The organism is Sphingobium sp., assembly GCF_041987595.1.
Lineage (GTDB): Bacteria > Pseudomonadota > Alphaproteobacteria > Sphingomonadales > Sphingomonadaceae > Sphingobium.
In genome coordinates, this window is sequence record NZ_JBHIWJ010000007.1 from 1 (window position 1) to 14,366 (window position 14,366).

The window sequence follows — 14,366 nt, forward strand, 5'->3', positions numbered from 1 at the left end:
GGGCGAGTGGACATGGACCAACGCGGTAAGCGAGGACCCCCGACCTGCCCATGCGCGACCGGCTTGATTACGGCTTGCGCCAGGCGATCGCCTTTGCGGATGATGTACGTATCGTTCGGATAATATCCGAAATAATCCCACTCGTTCTCTAACGACATTTTCGAACCGAATGGCCGCCGAGCGGCCATTCCATGAAAATGCTCTAGGAGTATCGCCATGGCAATGAGTGCCGGAAAAGAAGATGGCGAACCGATGGTGGAAATGAACACGACGCCGTTGATCGACGTCATGCTCGTTCTCCTCATCATGTTCATCATCACCATCCCGATCCAAACCCACGCGGTGAAGATCGACCTGCCGCAGAACGCGCCGCCGACCGACAGCGTCATTGACCCTGTCAAGAACAAGGTGGCGATCGATCCCAGCGGCATCATCACCTGGAACGGCGCGGCCATCGACCTGCTGACCCTGCGTCAATATCTGCAGCAGTCGCTGCGGTTGCCGGTCGAACCCGAACTCCAGTTCCAGCCCAATGCCGAAACCCGCTATGTCGTCGTTGACGAGGTGCTGGCGGAGATCAAGCGTGCTGGCGTGACGAAGCTGGGCTTTGTCGGGAACGAACAGTACGGGCGCTTCTGACAAGATCGGGGACTGGCCTTGGCCTTGGCTGACCGTCAGTTCCCCGTGCTAACGTGACGGAAATGGGAGCGCGCGGTCTGGCTGTTTTCAGCCGGGGGCCATGCTCCAGCGGGCCGATACGCCGCCGCCGTCTGGCCGGGAATGTTTGACTTCCCGTTTCCGGGCGCGGGCAGGGGTGACGCAATCGGCCTGCAACTCTGCACAGACTGAGACGGGGCTGCTTCGGCGGCCCCTTATTTTATCTGTGGAATATGTCCCCTTAATGCTTCCTTCACCCTGGCGGCGCATGATCCGGATGGTCAAATTCGGTATGGGATCATGGGCGCCAAACTTCAGTCAGAACCCTATCGCAGTTCCAACCGTCTGACGGAGCGGTGGCCGGTGCTGATCGGCGTTCGGGTGCGGCGACCGGGTGAAACCTGGTTCAAGAGCCAGATTACGGACGTCACCACCCAGGGTTTCCGGCTCAAGAGCTTCATGAAGCTGGCCCCGGAGGACGACCTTTGGATCATGCTGCCGGGCTTCGAAGGACGGCGGGCTCGTGTGTTGTGGAGCCGGGCGCATGAATCGGGCTGCGTGTTCGAGCGTCCACTCCATCCCGCGATTCTCGATCACATCATCAGGATCAGCCAATAGGACCGCCCTCTGCAAAATTGCGCGATCGGCGGTTCCATAGGGCGGTGGTGCTCAAGCTCTCAAGTGTTTGTAAGGGGGCTTTAGGGTCGGATAACTGTCGGAGAGCACTTCTCTACGCCCCTCCTTGCAAATGAGCGGCGACCTTAGCAGGACGCCAACGCCAGCAGCCTCAGCCCGAGACAGCATCCTGAAACTGGAGGTTGGCCAGTCGCGCATACAGACCTTTGTGCGCCATCAGTTCCGCGTGGTCGCCCTGTTCCACCAATTGCCCTTCGTCGAGCACAATGATCCGGTCTGCGGCGCGGACGGTGGCAAGGCGATGGGCTATCACGATGGTCGTGCGCCCCTGCATCAAACGGCCCAGCGCGTCCTGAACCAGCCTTTCGGACTCGGCGTCGAGCGCGGAGGTCGCCTCGTCCAGCAGCAGGATCGGCGCGTCCCGAAGCAGGGCCCGGGCGATGGACAGGCGTTGGCGCTGGCCGCCCGAAAGGCGGGCGCCTCCTTCACCCAGAAAGCTGTCGAGTCCCTGCGGCAGGGCGCGCAGGAAAGCCTCTGCATTGGCGGCGCGGGCGGCGGCCCATATGTCATCGTCGCTGGCGTCCCATTTGCCGTAGCGAAGGTTGTCGCGGGCCGATGCCGCGAAAATGATGCTTTCCTGCGGCACCATCGCCATCATGGCGCGCACGGCCGCAGGATCGGCCTGGGGCAAAGCAACGCCGTTCAGGCGGATAGTACCCGAATCGGGATCGTAGAAACGCAGCGCCAGCTGGATGAGCGTCGATTTGCCGGCGCCCGAGGGGCCGACGATCGCCACCGTTTCACCCGGCAGGATATCAAGCGAAATGCCGTGAAGGGCGGCCTGATCCGGACGGCTGGGGTAGCGGAAATGCACATTCTCAAACTGAAGATGCGCGCCGTGGGTGGAACGTGGAACGGGCAGGGGATCCGGCGGCGCCAGAATCTGCGGGGCCGCCGTCATCAGTTCATGCAGCCGCCCGGCGGCGCCCGCGCCACGCAATAGATCGCCCCAGGTCTCTGACAGCGCGCCAAAAGCCCCCGCGACCAGACCGCCCGTGAGTACGAAGGCGGCAATGCTGCCGCCCGACAGCCGCCCTGCGGCAACGTCCAGCGCACCCTGCCACATGACCGCGGTGATCGATCCGAACACCAGGGCGATGACGATCGCCGTCATGCCCGCGCGCAGGGCAATGCGGCGGCGGGCGGTGGAGAATCCTGTTTCGACCGTGGCATCGAAGCGGGCCGCCTCCCGCGCTTCCTGCCCGAAAGCCTGCACGATCTTCATCGCGCCCAGCGTTTCCGACGTCACGCTGCCGACTTCGGCCAGCCGGTCCTGACTGGCGCGCGACAGCTGGCGCACGCGGCGGCCAAGTCCGACGATCGCAACCAGGATCATAGGAATGCCGAGCAGCAGCAGGCCCGCCAGCTTCGGCGCGAGGGCAAAGAGATAGATGAGGCCGCCCGTCCCCGTCACCAGATTGCGCAACGCGATGGAGACGGTCGATCCCACCACCTGATCGATGATCGCCGTATCGGCCGTCATGCGGGACGCGATTTCAGAGGGGCGATTTTCCTCGAAGAAGCGGGGTTCCTGCCGCAGCAGATTGGCCTGGGTCGCCGACCGGATGTCGGCAACGACCCGTTCGCCCAGCCACGACACGAAATAGAAGCGCGATGCCGTCGCGACGGCCAGCACCGCAACGATCAGGAACAGATATTCGAACCAGCGGCTGATGTCGCCGCCGCCCATGAACCCCCGGTCGATCACCAGCCGGAAGCCGCTGGGGATAGCCAGCGTTGCGGCGGAGGAGACGAGCAGCGCGGCGAGCGCTCCGGCAATGCGGCCGGGATAACGGCTGGCAAAGCGCCAGATCATCGCCAGGCTGCCAAGTGCGGGGCGCGCCCTGCCGCGCGGCGGTGATGGTTCGACCTCTTCCATGAAGGGGCGCTTAGCAGTCCGCTGCGCCCGCCTCAATGCGGATCGAGAGGCCAGAGGATCAGATCGCGGGCGCGATTTCCGCGGCAAGCGCCATGACGCGTTGCGGGCTGGCGCGGCCGGTCAGCGCATAGGCCATGTCGCCCGCTTCCCAATAGGCGATGACGTCCTTTGCGCGCCGGGCGAGCAGCGGGCGGGCTTCGGCAGGGGTTTCGGCCCGGTCGGCGAAGAAGGAAAGCTGTTCGCCCCGCGCCGTGGTGATCGAGACGGCAACCGCCGGACTGTCCGGTGTGGGATAGAGCTGGACATCGTCGATGCGCCATGCGGCGGGCAGGGGCGGCAGGACGATTCCGGTGGAGCGCTGAATCTCGACGGGGTTGAGCGTGGCGCTTTCGACCTGCGAGGCCATCGCCTTGCGGAGCAGGCCGGTGCGATGGGAGGCGGCGGCTTCATCGAGGAAGGTGTTGGCCTCTGCCGCCTGCGGGAATTCACCCAGCGCGCCGCGCGCGATCCAGCCGGTAGCGATCAGCGCAGCGATGCTCGCGGCACGGGCAAGGTGGCGCCAGCTGCGGCCCGCATCATCGTCATTGGCGACGGGAATGGAGGTGTCGCGGCGGCGGCCGATCAGTGTGCCCTTGGTCCCGTCATGCATCAGCCGGAAGTCGATATGCGGCCAACGTTTGCGCCAGCGCCGGGCGACGATGCGCTCGCCGGGACGGGCGGCGTCGTCGAGCAGGACCACGGCATTCGGGGACAGGCGGGCGAACAGCATATCCGCAGCGCCGCGCACCAGCGGATGGACGGCCCAGGGCGGGCCATCGATGATCAGCAGGTCGATGCTCTCGGGCAACTGATCGATGTGATACCAACGGCCCGGCCAGTCCTGACTTTCGCTGGTGAGCGGGGCGTGGCGCAGATCGGCATGCAGGCCCTGATCGGCCAGCCAGTTGCGGGTGGCGTCGACGAAGCCGCCATGCTGGTCGAAGCTGGTGAGCCGTCCGCCGCCGTGCAGTGTCAGTGCGCGGGCGGCGATCAGGGTGGAGGCGCCCGCGCCCAGTTCGACCACATGGGCCGGGCGGAGCCGCGCGATCTCGCGGACGATGTGGCGCAGGAAGCCGACATCAGCCTTCCAGCTGCCCAGATGCGGCAGCGCGTCATGCGGCAGGCCGAGTTCGTCGAGCAAGGCGCGCTTGTCCGCCTTGCGTCCGCCCGACAGGCTGGCGAGCAGCCATGGCCAACTGATCGCGCCGAAGCCGATGCGCCACATCATGTCCGATAGCCGGCGCTGGGCGTCCGAGCCGTCGGCGTCGCTGAGGGGCAGGAAGCCAGTCAATTCTCTGGAGGTCACGGGATCGCCTATCCTTGTATGTGCGGGCTCAGAGCGTTTTTGAAGTCGGCCGGGACAGCCGACGGGTCGCAAAATGCGGCAAACAAATGACTCTGGAGCATGATCCGATTCACTCGCACGGGATCATGCTCTAGAGTGGTTATGCGGCGGGATTGCCTGTTCGTATAGACCCGTCAATTGTCACCACAGGGAAGGCCGATGACCCGCATGATATCCGCGACTGTTGAACGCTGGCCAGTGGCGGGGGCCTTCATCATCAGCCGGGGCGCGAAGACGGTGGTGGACGTCGTGGTCTGCACCGTCAGCGATGGCGAGCATGTCGGACGCGGGGAAGGCACGGCGATCTATTATGAGGGCGAGACGGCGGAGGGCTGCGCGGCAGCGATCAACGCCTATGCCGGGCCGCTGGAGCGGGAGGCGCTGCTGGAGGCGATGCCGCGCGGCGCGGCGCGCAATGCACTGGACTGCGCGCTTTGGGATCTGGAGGCGAAGCGTGCCGGGATGCCGGTGTGGAAGCTTGCCGGGCTGGAGGAACCCGGGCCTTTGCCGACCGCTTTCACGATCAGCCTGGGCGCACCGGAGAAGATGGAGACCGATGCGCGGGCGGCGGCGGATCGCGGCTTTGGCCTGCTGAAATGCAAGCTGACGGGCGAGGGGGACCGGGCGCGGATCGCGGCGGTGCGGGCGGGCGCACCGGACGTGCGGCTGATCGTCGACGCCAATGAGAGCTGGCACGATCTGGATATCGTGGCCGAGGCACGGGCGCTGGCCGATCTGGGCGTGGAGATGGTAGAGCAGCCGATCGTCCATGGACGGGAAGAGAGGCTGGCAGGGATCAGGGCGCCGCTGCCTCTCTGCGCGGACGAGAGTTGCCATATGCGGGCCGATCTCGACCGGCTGGGCGACTTCGATGCAGTCAATATCAAGCTCGACAAAGCGGGCGGGTTGACCGAGGCGCTGGAGCTCTCCCGCGAGGCCAGAGCGCGGGGCTTCCGGGTGATGGTCGGCTGTATGCTGGGGACCTCGCTCGGGATCGCGCCGGCGGCGTTGGTGGCACAGGGTGCGGACTGGATCGATCTGGATGGAGCGCTTCTGCTGGCGAAGGACCGGGAGGGCGGGCTAGTCCTGCGGGATGGGCTGCTCCATCCCGGCCGGTTGTGGGGAATGGGTTAAGTTGCGGATATTCGGTACGGATCAAACCGGCCAATTCAGGACATCCCCCCTCCCGCCTGCGGGAGTTGATGACGACTCCCCACCCCATCCGGAAAATCAATAGCCCAGCGTCAGGCCGACGGCATAATATTTCGGCCCAACATTGGCCTTGGCATGCAACGTGGGGATCAGCGGCATGGCGATCGTGGCATAGGGCCGGGTGTTATCGCCGCTGAACCGCACGCCCGCGCCGATCGTCGCGAAAGCGGGCAGGCTGTAAGTCGCCTCGACCCGGCCATAGAGTCTGGTGTCGCCGTCGCGCAGATAGACGCCGCCGCCGGGCGTCAGGCTGAAGCCGCCGACATCCAGCGCATAGCCCGCGCCGATTTCCGTGCCCCAATGGCCGTCGGCGCGGCCATAGTTGAGTTCAGCGCCGATCCCTTCGGCATGGGCCGCAGGAGCGAAGGTCAGCGCGGCGATGGCCGCCAGCAGATAGGTGGATTTCATGATATTCTCGATCTGTCCATAGTCGGTGGGCCGGGCCTGACTCCCAAGGCCGCATCAGGCAAGCAGCCGCGGGACGGGCCGAGTCCGATATGCGGTCAGGCGAGTCGGTCGGTGTCGGTATGCGCCTCGGGATAGGGCATGATTGCGCGGCCATCGGGCGCGGCGGTGAAGCTGGTTTGCGTGGGATAGGCGAACTCGATCCCCTCTGCATTGAAGCGCTTCCAGATGGCGAGGCCGACCTTGTGCCGCGACTGGAAATAGTCGTGGGCGTCGGGATCGGGCACATCGAAATTGAGCTGATAGTCGAGCGAGCTGGCGCCGAAGCTCACCAGCCCCGCATTCACGAAAATATGCCCCTGCGCCTCGACAATCTCCCTGAGCATGTCGGGGATCGCCGCCGCCTTCTCCTCGGGCGTCTGGTAGATGATGCCGATCGCGAAGGTGACGCGCCGCTGCGCCAGCGTCTGAAGGCTGGTGATCTCCTTTTGCAGCAGATTGGCGTTGGAGATGACCTTCTTCTCGCCGCTCATCGCCCGCAGATGCGTGCTTTTGAGTCCGATATGCTCGACCCGCGCGGTGGTCTGGTCATAGGTGATCACCTCGCCCTGACGGAAAGGCCTGTCGAAGATGATCGAGAGCGCAGCGAACAGGTCGGAGAAGATGCCCTGCGCCGCAAGGCCGATGGCGATGCCGCCGATGCCTAGCCCCGCAACCAGACCGGTGACGTTGACGCCAAGATTGTCGAGCACCACGATCAGCGCGATGGCGAACAGCGCCACCGTCACCAGTACCCGGATCAGCCCCATCGCGTTGGCCAATGTTTCGCCATGTCCGTCATCGGCGGCGGTGCGCTTTTCGACCAGCCCCAGAATGATCTCCCGCGCCCAGATCGCGCACTGGAAGACGGTGGCGATGGTGAACAGGAATGCGACGGTCTTCAGCATCATCTGCGGCGGATTGGCGTAGCTCACCACCAGCCGCGCGGCGACCATCGCCATGAAGAAATGGGTGGTGCGCGCAAAGGCCCGCCCCGCGACATTGGCAAAGCCCAGCGTGTCGCCGGGCACCCCCTTCAATCTTCCGCCGACGCTCCGCAGCGCCGTCAGCAGCGAATAGATGACGACCGCCGCGCCGACGGCGATCAGTATTTGCAGGGAATGGAGCGAAAACCAGTGGATGGTCGATTGCCACATTTCCACCAGATTGGGCGGGCGCACATCAATGTCGGGAAGGGCGGCGGTGTCTTTGGCGGCCATGAATGTCCTTGCGGTTATAAGTCCGGATCAGGCCGCCAGCGGGAGAGCGGTCTTGCCGCTCATCTCCTCCAGAAAGGCGATCAGTCCGCGTTCATAGCGGGAGAGATAGCGGGTTGCGCGCGGCAGGCGAAGCCCTTTGCGCCATTCATTCTGCCCGTTGCGGCAAAGCTCTATCAGCGCGGGATGAATATAGCTTTTCCGGCTGATCGCGGGCGTGTTGCCGAGCGCCTGCGCCACCGGTGCGATCATCTGCTTCAGGGAAACGCTCTCCCGCGCCAGCGTCTCGAAGGCGATGGTGGAGGCGCCCCAGGTGCGGAAATGCTTTGCGGTGAAATCCCCGCTCATCGCTTCTGCGATATAGGCGTTGACGTCGCTGGAGGTGATCGGCCGGGCTTCCCCCTCCTCGTCGAGATACTGGAAGAGGTGCTGGCCGGGCAGGTCCTGCACTGCGCGCACGAATCGGGTGAGGCGGCGGTCGGTAAGGGTCAGTTCATGCTCCCGCCCCGATTTGGCGCGGTAACGCAGGCGCAGCGCTTGCCCCCGAATATCGACATGGCGGCGGCGCAGGGTGGTAGCGCCGAAGCTCTTGTTGGCAGCGGCATATTGCTCATTGCCGATGCGGACCTTGGCGAGATCGAGCAGGCGGACGACGGCGGCAAGGGTCTTTTCCTTGGCGAAACCACGGGTCGACAGGTCCGCCTCGATCCGGGCGCGGAGCTTTGGCAACGCTTCCCCGAAGGCGATGCAGCCCGCATATTTCTCGGCCTCCCGCGCGGCGCGGAAGTCGGCATGATAGCGATACTGCTTCCGGCCCCGGTCATCATAGCCGGTCGCCTGGATATGGCCGTTGCAGGTGGGACAGAACCAGCAGTCGCGATAGGCGGGCGGCATGGCGATGGCGTTCAGACGGTCGATCTCGTCGCGGTCGGTGATGCGTTGGCCGTCGGCGTCGAAATAGGCCCATCCCCGCTTCAGAGCGCGCCGCGTTATTCCGGGCAGACTGTCATTGGCATGGATGATTCGGCTTTGCGGCATGGGGTCCTTCTCATCCCCTCAAACCCGCTATCGGCCGCTTTCGTTCCTTATCTGAGGCCGGCCGGCCGCCGCATGAAGCGATGCACGCCGCCTGCCGGACGCCAGTGCAGCGGATGGCGGCGCATCACCGACAGGTGGGCGAGCGCCAGCGTCAGGCAGAGGATCGCAGCGGGAATTGCGACGCTTTGTGCGACGGGCATCAGCAGCGCGACGAGCATGGCGGCAACAGCGTTCCCCAAGGCGAACAGGGTAGCGCCGGTCTCGCCATCCGGCCCGCGCAGCCAGAAGACGCAGCCGCTGACCCCCAGCGCAAAGGCCATGGCGAAACGGGCGGTCTGTCCCTGTTCCGCCAGCCCGCAGGCGATCAGCAGCAGCAGGATCGCGCCCGCCAGCCCCCGGCGCGGCAGGCGACCGAGCAGATTGGCGATCACTGGATAGATCAGCAGTTCGCCCATCGCGATCGCGATCAGGATGGCGGCGGCCAACCGGGCCTGCTGCGGCCCGGCGATCACCGCGACCACCGCTATTCCGGCCCATGGCGCCAACCGCACCGGCGCCATGCGGATATGGCTGACCCAGCCCCGCAGCCCCGCCCGCGTTTCCCAGCGCCGGTCGGCCAGCCGTAACTGGAAGGCGGCGACGATGAACAGAGCTTCCACGCCCCAGGGCAGCAGCGAAGGCGCGATCAGCGGCGAAGCCAGCACCAGCCCCAGCAGCAGCCCGTGGGCAACGCCCAGAATCTTCAGTTCCCCCTTCATGCGGCACTCCCCTGCGCAGCCATTGGGGTGAAGAACGGCCGGCGCGCGGCAAACTTGCGCTTGCGGGTCAAATAGGTGTCGAGACCGATCTGCAACGACAGCATCATGAAGATGAAGGGCTGATAGGCGATACCCACGAACAAGGATCCGATCATGTAGATGACATGCCCCTGTTGCAGGGCGAGGGCGAAGGGCGCGACCCATGCTTCATCGCCATCCCGCCTGCGATAGAGGCGGCGGATCGCTTCGGTGCGGATGAAGCAGGTCAGGTGCAGCAGCGCCCAGAGGAAAAAGCCGAAATAGCCCTGTTCGCCCAGCATCTCGAAATAGGCGCTGTGATAGGCGCGGCCATGATCGGTGACGATGCGTTTTTCCATCCGTGAACCGGCGGCATCGCTGACCCGCTCCTGCATCACATAGGTAAAGCTGTTCTGGAGATAATTGTCGAAACCGCCGCCGCCCGGATGCTCCTTCACATAGTCCAGCGTCCATTTCCATACGGCCATGCGGGTGGATGCGCTCTCGTCCTGCTGGTGATTCTCGATCGTCGCCATGCGCTGGGTGAAGCTGGCGGGCAGGAAGGGGATTGCCGCCAGCGCCGCGATCGCCATCAGCGGGCCGTAGAGGAAACGCCGCTTCGAGCGCATCAGCATCAGCCCTGCGAGGATGGCGATGCAGACGAGGCCGGTGCGCGCCTCCGTGCCGATCGGCATCAACAGGCAGGCGAAGCAGAGCGCATAGGCGAAGCCCTTCACCCGCCAGTCGGGCGGGAAGATGGTGCCGTGGTTAGCGAGCCAGAGGATCAGCGGAATCAGCGAAATGGCGACGGTCGAAATGATGCTGCCTTCGTAAAGGCCGCTGTTATTGTCGACCATCAGGTTCAGCACGCCATAGCCGCCGCCCGACAGCGCCGTCTTCATGCCGCCATTGATGATGATGGTGCCGGCGCAGAGGACCATGAACAGCGCCAGCGCCTCAATCCGCAGGCGGGTGCGCAGGGTGATCGGCAGGAAAAGGGCGAAGACCATCGCCTTCCACACCCAGGCCCATTTGGTCGCGGCGTTGATCGGGAAATCCGCCGTCGCCGTCGTGTAGCCGCACCAGGCGAGCAACAGCAGCAGGATGACCTGCCGTGCGGAAAAGCGGCAATCCTTCTTGTCATCGACCAGCAGCCACGCGCCCACCGCCATGACGAAGGCAATGAAGCTGATGGGGATGCTGTTCAGCAGGAAATAGGAAAGCCGCTGGGGCGAAACGATGTCGATATAGGCATAGACCGCGATCAGCAGGAACGGGCGCTTGAGGCCCAGCAGGAAAAAGGCGCCGAGGAAAGCGACGAAGAACAGGTCACGCATCGCCGCTCTCCGTCTCAGGGTCGCGGTCGAGATCGGGGCGCGACAGCAGCCGCCAGGCCGCCAGCAGAATGACGCCATGGCTGATGAGCAGGGAGAGGGCGTCGATCATCGCTGGAAGAGTGAGTCCATGAACACGGCCTTCTTCCTAACGCGACAGAGTTGACGGGCCGTTAAACCTTTTCCGGCAAGACTCAGCGTCATGACACGGATTCTCCATGTGCTGGATCACAGCCTGCCGATGCATAGCGGATACACGTTCCGCACCCGCGCGATATTGCGGGCGCAGGTGGCCAAGGGTTGGGAGGTGCGCGGCATCACCGGCCATCGCCACACGATTCCGGGACGGCTGGAAGAGTTGGTCGACGGTCTCCACTTCCACCGCACCCCCGGCGAGCCGACAGCAGGCAATCCCCTGCTGCGTGAATGGCGGGACATCTCTGCCCATGCGGACGCGATCGAAGCGCTGGTGCGGGAGTGGCGGCCCGACATAATCCACGCCCATTCGCCGGTGCTGAACGCCATCGCCGCCCAGAAGGTGGCGAAGCGCCACAATATCCCGATGATCTACGAAATCCGGGCCTTCTGGGAGGATGCGGCGGTGGGCAACGGTACGGGCACCGAAGGCAGCCCGCGCTACTGGCTGACCCGGCAGCTCGAAACCCATGCCGTGCGCGCTGCCGATGCGGTCGCGGTGATTTGCGAAGGGTTGCGCGGCGATCTGGTCGCGCGGGGCATCGACGCCGCCAAGATCACCGTCTCGCCCAATGGCGTCGACATGGACCAGTTCGGCACGCCGGTTCCCCGCGACCCGGCGCTCACGGCGCGACTGGGGCTGACAGGCGCCGATGTCGTCGGCTTCATCGGCAGCTTCTATGATTATGAAGGGCTGGAAGACCTGATCGCAGCGCTGCCGAAACTGATCCGTGCCCGCCCGAAGGCGAAGCTGTTGCTGGTGGGCGGAGGCCCGCGCGAGCAGGCGCTGCGCGATCAGGCCATGGCCTCGCCCTTTGCCGACCATATCGTCTTCGTGGGCCGGGTGCCGCACGATCAGGTCGAGGATTATTATGCGCAGGTCGACATTCTCGCCTATCCGCGCAAGGCGATGCGCCTCACCGATCTGGTGACGCCGCTCAAGCCGTTGGAAGCCATGGCGCAGGGCCGTCTGGTGGCTGCGTCGAGCGTGGGCGGTCACCGCGAGCTGATCGAGCATGGCGTCACGGGCACGCTGTTCGCGCCCGATGATCCGGCGGCCATCGCTGCCGCGCTGGCAGGGATGTTCGCAGATCGCGGCTTCTGGGAGGAGCGCCGGGCAACGGCCCGCGCCTTTGTCGAGCGTGAGCGTAACTGGTCGTCAAACATTCTCCGCTACGAACCGGTCTATCAGCAGTTGCTGGGCCGTTCGCAGCGGGTGCAGGCAGCGGCCTGACCGCTATGCGGAAAAGGCCGCTGATCGTTGCGTTGCTGGGCGCGTCGGGCTTCGCGCTGGCGTTGCTGTCCCTGCCGGTCGGGCTGATCGAGACGGTGGTGGCATCAAGCGGCCTCAGCGAAGCGCTGCCCGCCGCAGCGCCGCCGCTGGGGATCAAGGCCAGACTGTTGCTGGCGGGCTTCGGCGCGGTGATGGCCTGGGGCCTGATTGCCGCCCGGCACGAAACAAGGCGCGTGCACCTGTTGACGCACGAAAAGGAAGGGCGCCCGCAGAGCGCCGCAGGAGTGAGCAAAATGGGTTTTGCATTGTCCAAGCTAAGCTGGCTGTCGCGCGGCCGTGGCTCCATGGGATCCGGCCCGGCGCTGCGCCGGGCCGACGCCCATCCTGACGCGCCGCCGCGGCCGCCGATCTTCGCCAGCCGCGATTTTGGGGGACTCGATATTTTTGCTCGTACCGTGCCGGGGCGCGGCGATGGGGAAGCGGAGTCCGAAATCGCGGCGGAGGATCAAACGCCCGCCGTCGGTCTCTCGATTCCCAGCACGCCGGAAGAGGTGACGGCAGAAGGGGCGTTCGCCCGCCTCCAGCGCGCTTTTTCGGCCGAAGCGGTTGATGCCGGCGATGAGCAGGTGGTGGGATCCTTCCAGCCGCAGGCCGCTTCTGCCCCTATCATGCACCCGTCTCTGGCCGAACTGACCGAGCGGCTGGAACGCGGCCTGGCGCAGCGCAAGCGGATGGGGCGGCCTGCCGCCGTGCTGGCCGACATGCCCGTCGAAGCCGCGGTGCCGGTGCGCGATCATGTCGAACAGAGCGCCGATGAAGCCCTGCGGGCCGCGCTGGGCACATTGCGGAACATGGCCGGGCGCGCCCGTTGAACTGAAGACTGGAGCATCGCGCGCAACGAACGATGCGACGGCCAAAGCGTGGAGCGCGCATGCCGGCGCGCTCCGATCATACCGGCTTACCAATCCTCGATGGTGAGCGCCGACAGCTCGACCCACTCGCCCCCCTCTATTGGATGGCTGTCGTCGATGCTGATGTCCGCGACGAAATGGCCCGCGAGGTTCCATTCGGCTTCCTCGATCCCTTGCATGAAAGCTGTCCGCCGCGCCCCTGCATCCGGGCCGGTCAGGCTGAGCGCGATGATATGGCGGCGTCCCTGGAAGAGGGCGCTGGCCCATGGACGGCTGACGGCGCGTTCCACCGTGGCGGGGTCGCCCGCGCGTTCCATCAACTGGGCCAAAAGCCGGGGGAGGGGATCTCGCCCCTGTCCTGCGCCTTCGCCATTTCGGAGCAGATTGGTCGCGACGGCTTTTATATCGATGCTTGTCATTGGCCAGCGCTCCTGCGATACATGTTCATGAAATGTTCTATCCGTCTTGTTATTCTCGCGCCCGGCTCGCGTCCTCTGCGCAGATCGAAGACCAGCCGTGGATCGCGAACGCTCTCGCGGCCGAACCTCGTCGCCGGGATGCCATTTTCGCGCAGAAATTTTTCGACCGCCCGCAACAGCATCTTCCTGTTTCTCCTCGCTCAATTCGATTCGCCCGCTGCGAATCCGTAGGAGATTTTCTTGTTACCCTATTTCCTACTTGTCTAGGAAAATTCCTATCATTATGGATGAAATATGGTCGGTAATGGAGAAGATCCGCGAATCGTGCTGGAGCGGCTCATCGCCGAGCGGGGAGACAGTTATTCGGATCTTTCCCGCCTGCTGAACCGTAACTCGGCCTATATTCAGCAGTTCATCAAGCGCGGCACGCCGCGCAAGCTGGATGAGGAGGACCGCAGGATATTGGCCCGCTATTTCGGCGTGGCGGAAAATGTCCTGGGGGGATCGGCGGCGCTGCCGGGTGCCGCGCCGGCCAGGATGCGGTCGCTGCCCTCGGTCGTCACCGTGCCGCGCCTGTCGCTGGGGGCTTCGGCCGGATCGGGATCGCTGGATGAGGATGAGCGGACGGCCGGAGTCATGGCGTTCGATGCCAAGTGGCTGCGCCATCTGGGCGTGCGGCCGCAAAAAGTGTCGATCATCCGCGTCGACGGCGAATCGATGGCGCCGACGCTCAGCGACGGCGATGAGATCATGGTCGATCATGATGATGATGCCGGTCGTCTGCGGGACGGGGTCTATGTGCTGCGGCTTGATGGCGTGCTGATGGTCAAGCGAATCGCCATGGGGCCGCGGAGGGGGCTGTTTTCAGTGCTGAGTGACAATCCGCATTATCCCGACTGGATCGATATCGATCCGGCGCTGGTTGTGATCGTGGGGCGCGTGGTCTGGACGGGACGGCGGCTGGTTTAGG

General features: G+C 64.9%; 16 protein-coding genes. 6 read left to right on the plus strand and 10 right to left on the minus strand.

What is annotated here, in order from left to right; translation table 11 throughout:
- The coding region (locus ACFC3J_RS03265) for a hypothetical protein (RefSeq protein ID WP_375194850.1) at nucleotides 1–290 on the minus strand (290 nt) is incomplete at its 3' end.
- Here ACFC3J_RS03265 and ACFC3J_RS03270 point away from each other — a divergent pair.
- Both ACFC3J_RS03270 and ACFC3J_RS03275 read left to right on the plus strand, forming a co-directional pair.
- Nucleotides 217–639: an ExbD/TolR family protein gene (locus tag ACFC3J_RS03270; RefSeq protein ID WP_375194779.1), complete on the plus strand. Its 423-nt coding sequence runs from the start codon at nucleotides 217–219 to the stop codon at nucleotides 637–639. The two genes, ACFC3J_RS03265 and ACFC3J_RS03270, sit on opposite strands and share 74 nt — an antisense overlap.
- Before the next feature lie 318 nt (nucleotides 640–957).
- On the plus strand, nucleotides 958–1,275 hold the full coding sequence (locus tag ACFC3J_RS03275; RefSeq protein ID WP_375194780.1) for a PilZ domain-containing protein: 318 nt from the start codon (nucleotides 958–960) through the stop codon (nucleotides 1,273–1,275).
- A 169-nt stretch (nucleotides 1,276–1,444) separates the two neighbouring features.
- On the opposite strand, the gene ACFC3J_RS03280 is transcribed toward ACFC3J_RS03275, so the two are convergent.
- Both ACFC3J_RS03280 and ACFC3J_RS03285 read right to left on the minus strand, forming a co-directional pair.
- Nucleotides 1,445–3,232, minus strand: a complete 1,788-nt coding sequence (locus ACFC3J_RS03280; RefSeq protein ID WP_375194781.1) for an ABC transporter transmembrane domain-containing protein — start codon at nucleotides 3,230–3,232, stop codon at nucleotides 1,445–1,447.
- Between the two features lie 58 nt (nucleotides 3,233–3,290).
- Nucleotides 3,291–4,577 carry a class I SAM-dependent methyltransferase gene (locus ACFC3J_RS03285; RefSeq protein WP_375194782.1) on the minus strand — a complete coding sequence of 429 codons (1,287 nt, stop codon included), beginning with the start codon at nucleotides 4,575–4,577 and terminating at the stop codon, nucleotides 3,291–3,293.
- A 198-nt stretch (nucleotides 4,578–4,775) separates the two neighbouring features.
- Between ACFC3J_RS03285 and dgcA the strand changes: the two genes are divergently transcribed.
- Nucleotides 4,776–5,750, plus strand: a complete 975-nt coding sequence (dgcA, locus tag ACFC3J_RS03290) for an N-acetyl-D-Glu racemase DgcA (RefSeq protein ID WP_375194783.1) — start codon at nucleotides 4,776–4,778, stop codon at nucleotides 5,748–5,750.
- A gap of 96 nt (nucleotides 5,751–5,846) precedes the next feature.
- Here dgcA and ACFC3J_RS03295 read toward each other — a convergent pair whose 3' ends face one another.
- The 5 genes from ACFC3J_RS03295 to ACFC3J_RS03315 all read right to left on the minus strand — a co-directional run bounded on the left by ACFC3J_RS03295 (nucleotide 5,847) and on the right by ACFC3J_RS03315 (nucleotide 10,640).
- Nucleotides 5,847–6,236, minus strand: a complete 390-nt coding sequence (locus ACFC3J_RS03295) for a hypothetical protein (protein WP_375194784.1) — start codon at nucleotides 6,234–6,236, stop codon at nucleotides 5,847–5,849.
- A gap of 95 nt (nucleotides 6,237–6,331) precedes the next feature.
- Nucleotides 6,332–7,492, minus strand: a complete 1,161-nt coding sequence (locus ACFC3J_RS03300) for a mechanosensitive ion channel family protein (RefSeq protein ID WP_375194785.1) — start codon at nucleotides 7,490–7,492, stop codon at nucleotides 6,332–6,334.
- Nucleotides 7,493–7,519: 27 nt separating this feature from the next.
- Nucleotides 7,520–8,527, minus strand: a complete 1,008-nt coding sequence (locus ACFC3J_RS03305; RefSeq protein WP_375194786.1) for a DNA topoisomerase IB — start codon at nucleotides 8,525–8,527, stop codon at nucleotides 7,520–7,522.
- A gap of 47 nt (nucleotides 8,528–8,574) precedes the next feature.
- Nucleotides 8,575–9,285, minus strand: coding sequence for a hypothetical protein (locus ACFC3J_RS03310; RefSeq protein WP_375194787.1), 711 nt, complete (start codon nucleotides 9,283–9,285; stop codon nucleotides 8,575–8,577).
- Nucleotides 9,282–10,640, minus strand: coding sequence for a putative O-glycosylation ligase, exosortase A system-associated (locus ACFC3J_RS03315; protein WP_375194788.1), 1,359 nt, complete (start codon nucleotides 10,638–10,640; stop codon nucleotides 9,282–9,284). The genes ACFC3J_RS03310 and ACFC3J_RS03315 overlap by 4 nt, the downstream gene beginning before the upstream one ends.
- Nucleotides 10,641–10,839: 199 nt before the next feature.
- Between ACFC3J_RS03315 and ACFC3J_RS03320 the strand changes: the two genes are divergently transcribed.
- The gene (locus tag ACFC3J_RS03320; protein WP_375194789.1) at nucleotides 10,840–12,066 is read left to right on the plus strand and encodes a TIGR04063 family PEP-CTERM/XrtA system glycosyltransferase; all 1,227 of its coding nucleotides are present in this window, start codon (nucleotides 10,840–10,842) and stop codon (nucleotides 12,064–12,066) included.
- A gap of 5 nt (nucleotides 12,067–12,071) precedes the next feature.
- Complete coding sequence (locus ACFC3J_RS03325; protein ID WP_375194790.1) at nucleotides 12,072–12,938, plus strand: hypothetical protein; 867 nt, start codon at nucleotides 12,072–12,074, stop codon at nucleotides 12,936–12,938.
- Between the two features lie 86 nt (nucleotides 12,939–13,024).
- Here ACFC3J_RS03325 and ACFC3J_RS03330 read toward each other — a convergent pair whose 3' ends face one another.
- Nucleotides 13,025–13,396 carry a hypothetical protein gene (locus tag ACFC3J_RS03330; RefSeq protein ID WP_375194791.1) on the minus strand — a complete coding sequence of 124 codons (372 nt, stop codon included), beginning with the start codon at nucleotides 13,394–13,396 and terminating at the stop codon, nucleotides 13,025–13,027.
- Entirely contained in the window at nucleotides 13,393–13,578 is a 186-nt protein-coding gene (locus ACFC3J_RS03335) for a hypothetical protein (RefSeq protein WP_375194792.1), read from the minus strand. The genes ACFC3J_RS03330 and ACFC3J_RS03335 overlap by 4 nt, the downstream gene beginning before the upstream one ends.
- A 112-nt stretch (nucleotides 13,579–13,690) precedes the next feature.
- On the opposite strand from ACFC3J_RS03335, the gene ACFC3J_RS03340 reads away from it, so the two are divergent.
- Nucleotides 13,691–14,365 (plus strand): helix-turn-helix transcriptional regulator, encoded by a 675-nt coding sequence (locus ACFC3J_RS03340; RefSeq protein WP_375194793.1) that lies wholly within the window; start codon nucleotides 13,691–13,693, stop codon nucleotides 14,363–14,365.
- Nucleotide 14,366 lies beyond the last annotated feature (1 nt).

Bases quoted from the DNA above. Each gene is read 5' to 3' on its own strand.
- ACFC3J_RS03270 (WP_375194779.1), top strand. From the start codon at position 217: ATGGCAATGAGTGCCGGAAAAGAAGATGGCGAACCGATGGTGGAAATG.
- ACFC3J_RS03275 (WP_375194780.1), top strand. From the start codon at position 958: ATGGGCGCCAAACTTCAGTCAGAACCCTATCGCAGTTCCAACCGTCTG.
- ACFC3J_RS03280 (WP_375194781.1), bottom strand. From the start codon at position 3,232: ATGGAAGAGGTCGAACCATCACCGCCGCGCGGCAGGGCGCGCCCCGCA.
- dgcA (WP_375194783.1), top strand. From the start codon at position 4,776: ATGACCCGCATGATATCCGCGACTGTTGAACGCTGGCCAGTGGCGGGG.
- ACFC3J_RS03295 (WP_375194784.1), bottom strand. From the start codon at position 6,236: ATGAAATCCACCTATCTGCTGGCGGCCATCGCCGCGCTGACCTTCGCT.
- ACFC3J_RS03300 (WP_375194785.1), bottom strand. From the start codon at position 7,492: ATGGCCGCCAAAGACACCGCCGCCCTTCCCGACATTGATGTGCGCCCG.
- ACFC3J_RS03305 (WP_375194786.1), bottom strand. From the start codon at position 8,527: ATGCCGCAAAGCCGAATCATCCATGCCAATGACAGTCTGCCCGGAATA.
- ACFC3J_RS03310 (WP_375194787.1), bottom strand. From the start codon at position 9,285: ATGAAGGGGGAACTGAAGATTCTGGGCGTTGCCCACGGGCTGCTGCTG.
- ACFC3J_RS03315 (WP_375194788.1), bottom strand. From the start codon at position 10,640: ATGCGTGACCTGTTCTTCGTCGCTTTCCTCGGCGCCTTTTTCCTGCTG.
- ACFC3J_RS03320 (WP_375194789.1), top strand. From the start codon at position 10,840: ATGACACGGATTCTCCATGTGCTGGATCACAGCCTGCCGATGCATAGC.
- ACFC3J_RS03325 (WP_375194790.1), top strand. From the start codon at position 12,072: ATGCGGAAAAGGCCGCTGATCGTTGCGTTGCTGGGCGCGTCGGGCTTC.
- ACFC3J_RS03330 (WP_375194791.1), bottom strand. From the start codon at position 13,396: ATGACAAGCATCGATATAAAAGCCGTCGCGACCAATCTGCTCCGAAAT.
- ACFC3J_RS03335 (WP_375194792.1), bottom strand. From the start codon at position 13,578: ATGCTGTTGCGGGCGGTCGAAAAATTTCTGCGCGAAAATGGCATCCCG.
- ACFC3J_RS03340 (WP_375194793.1), top strand. From the start codon at position 13,691: ATGGTCGGTAATGGAGAAGATCCGCGAATCGTGCTGGAGCGGCTCATC.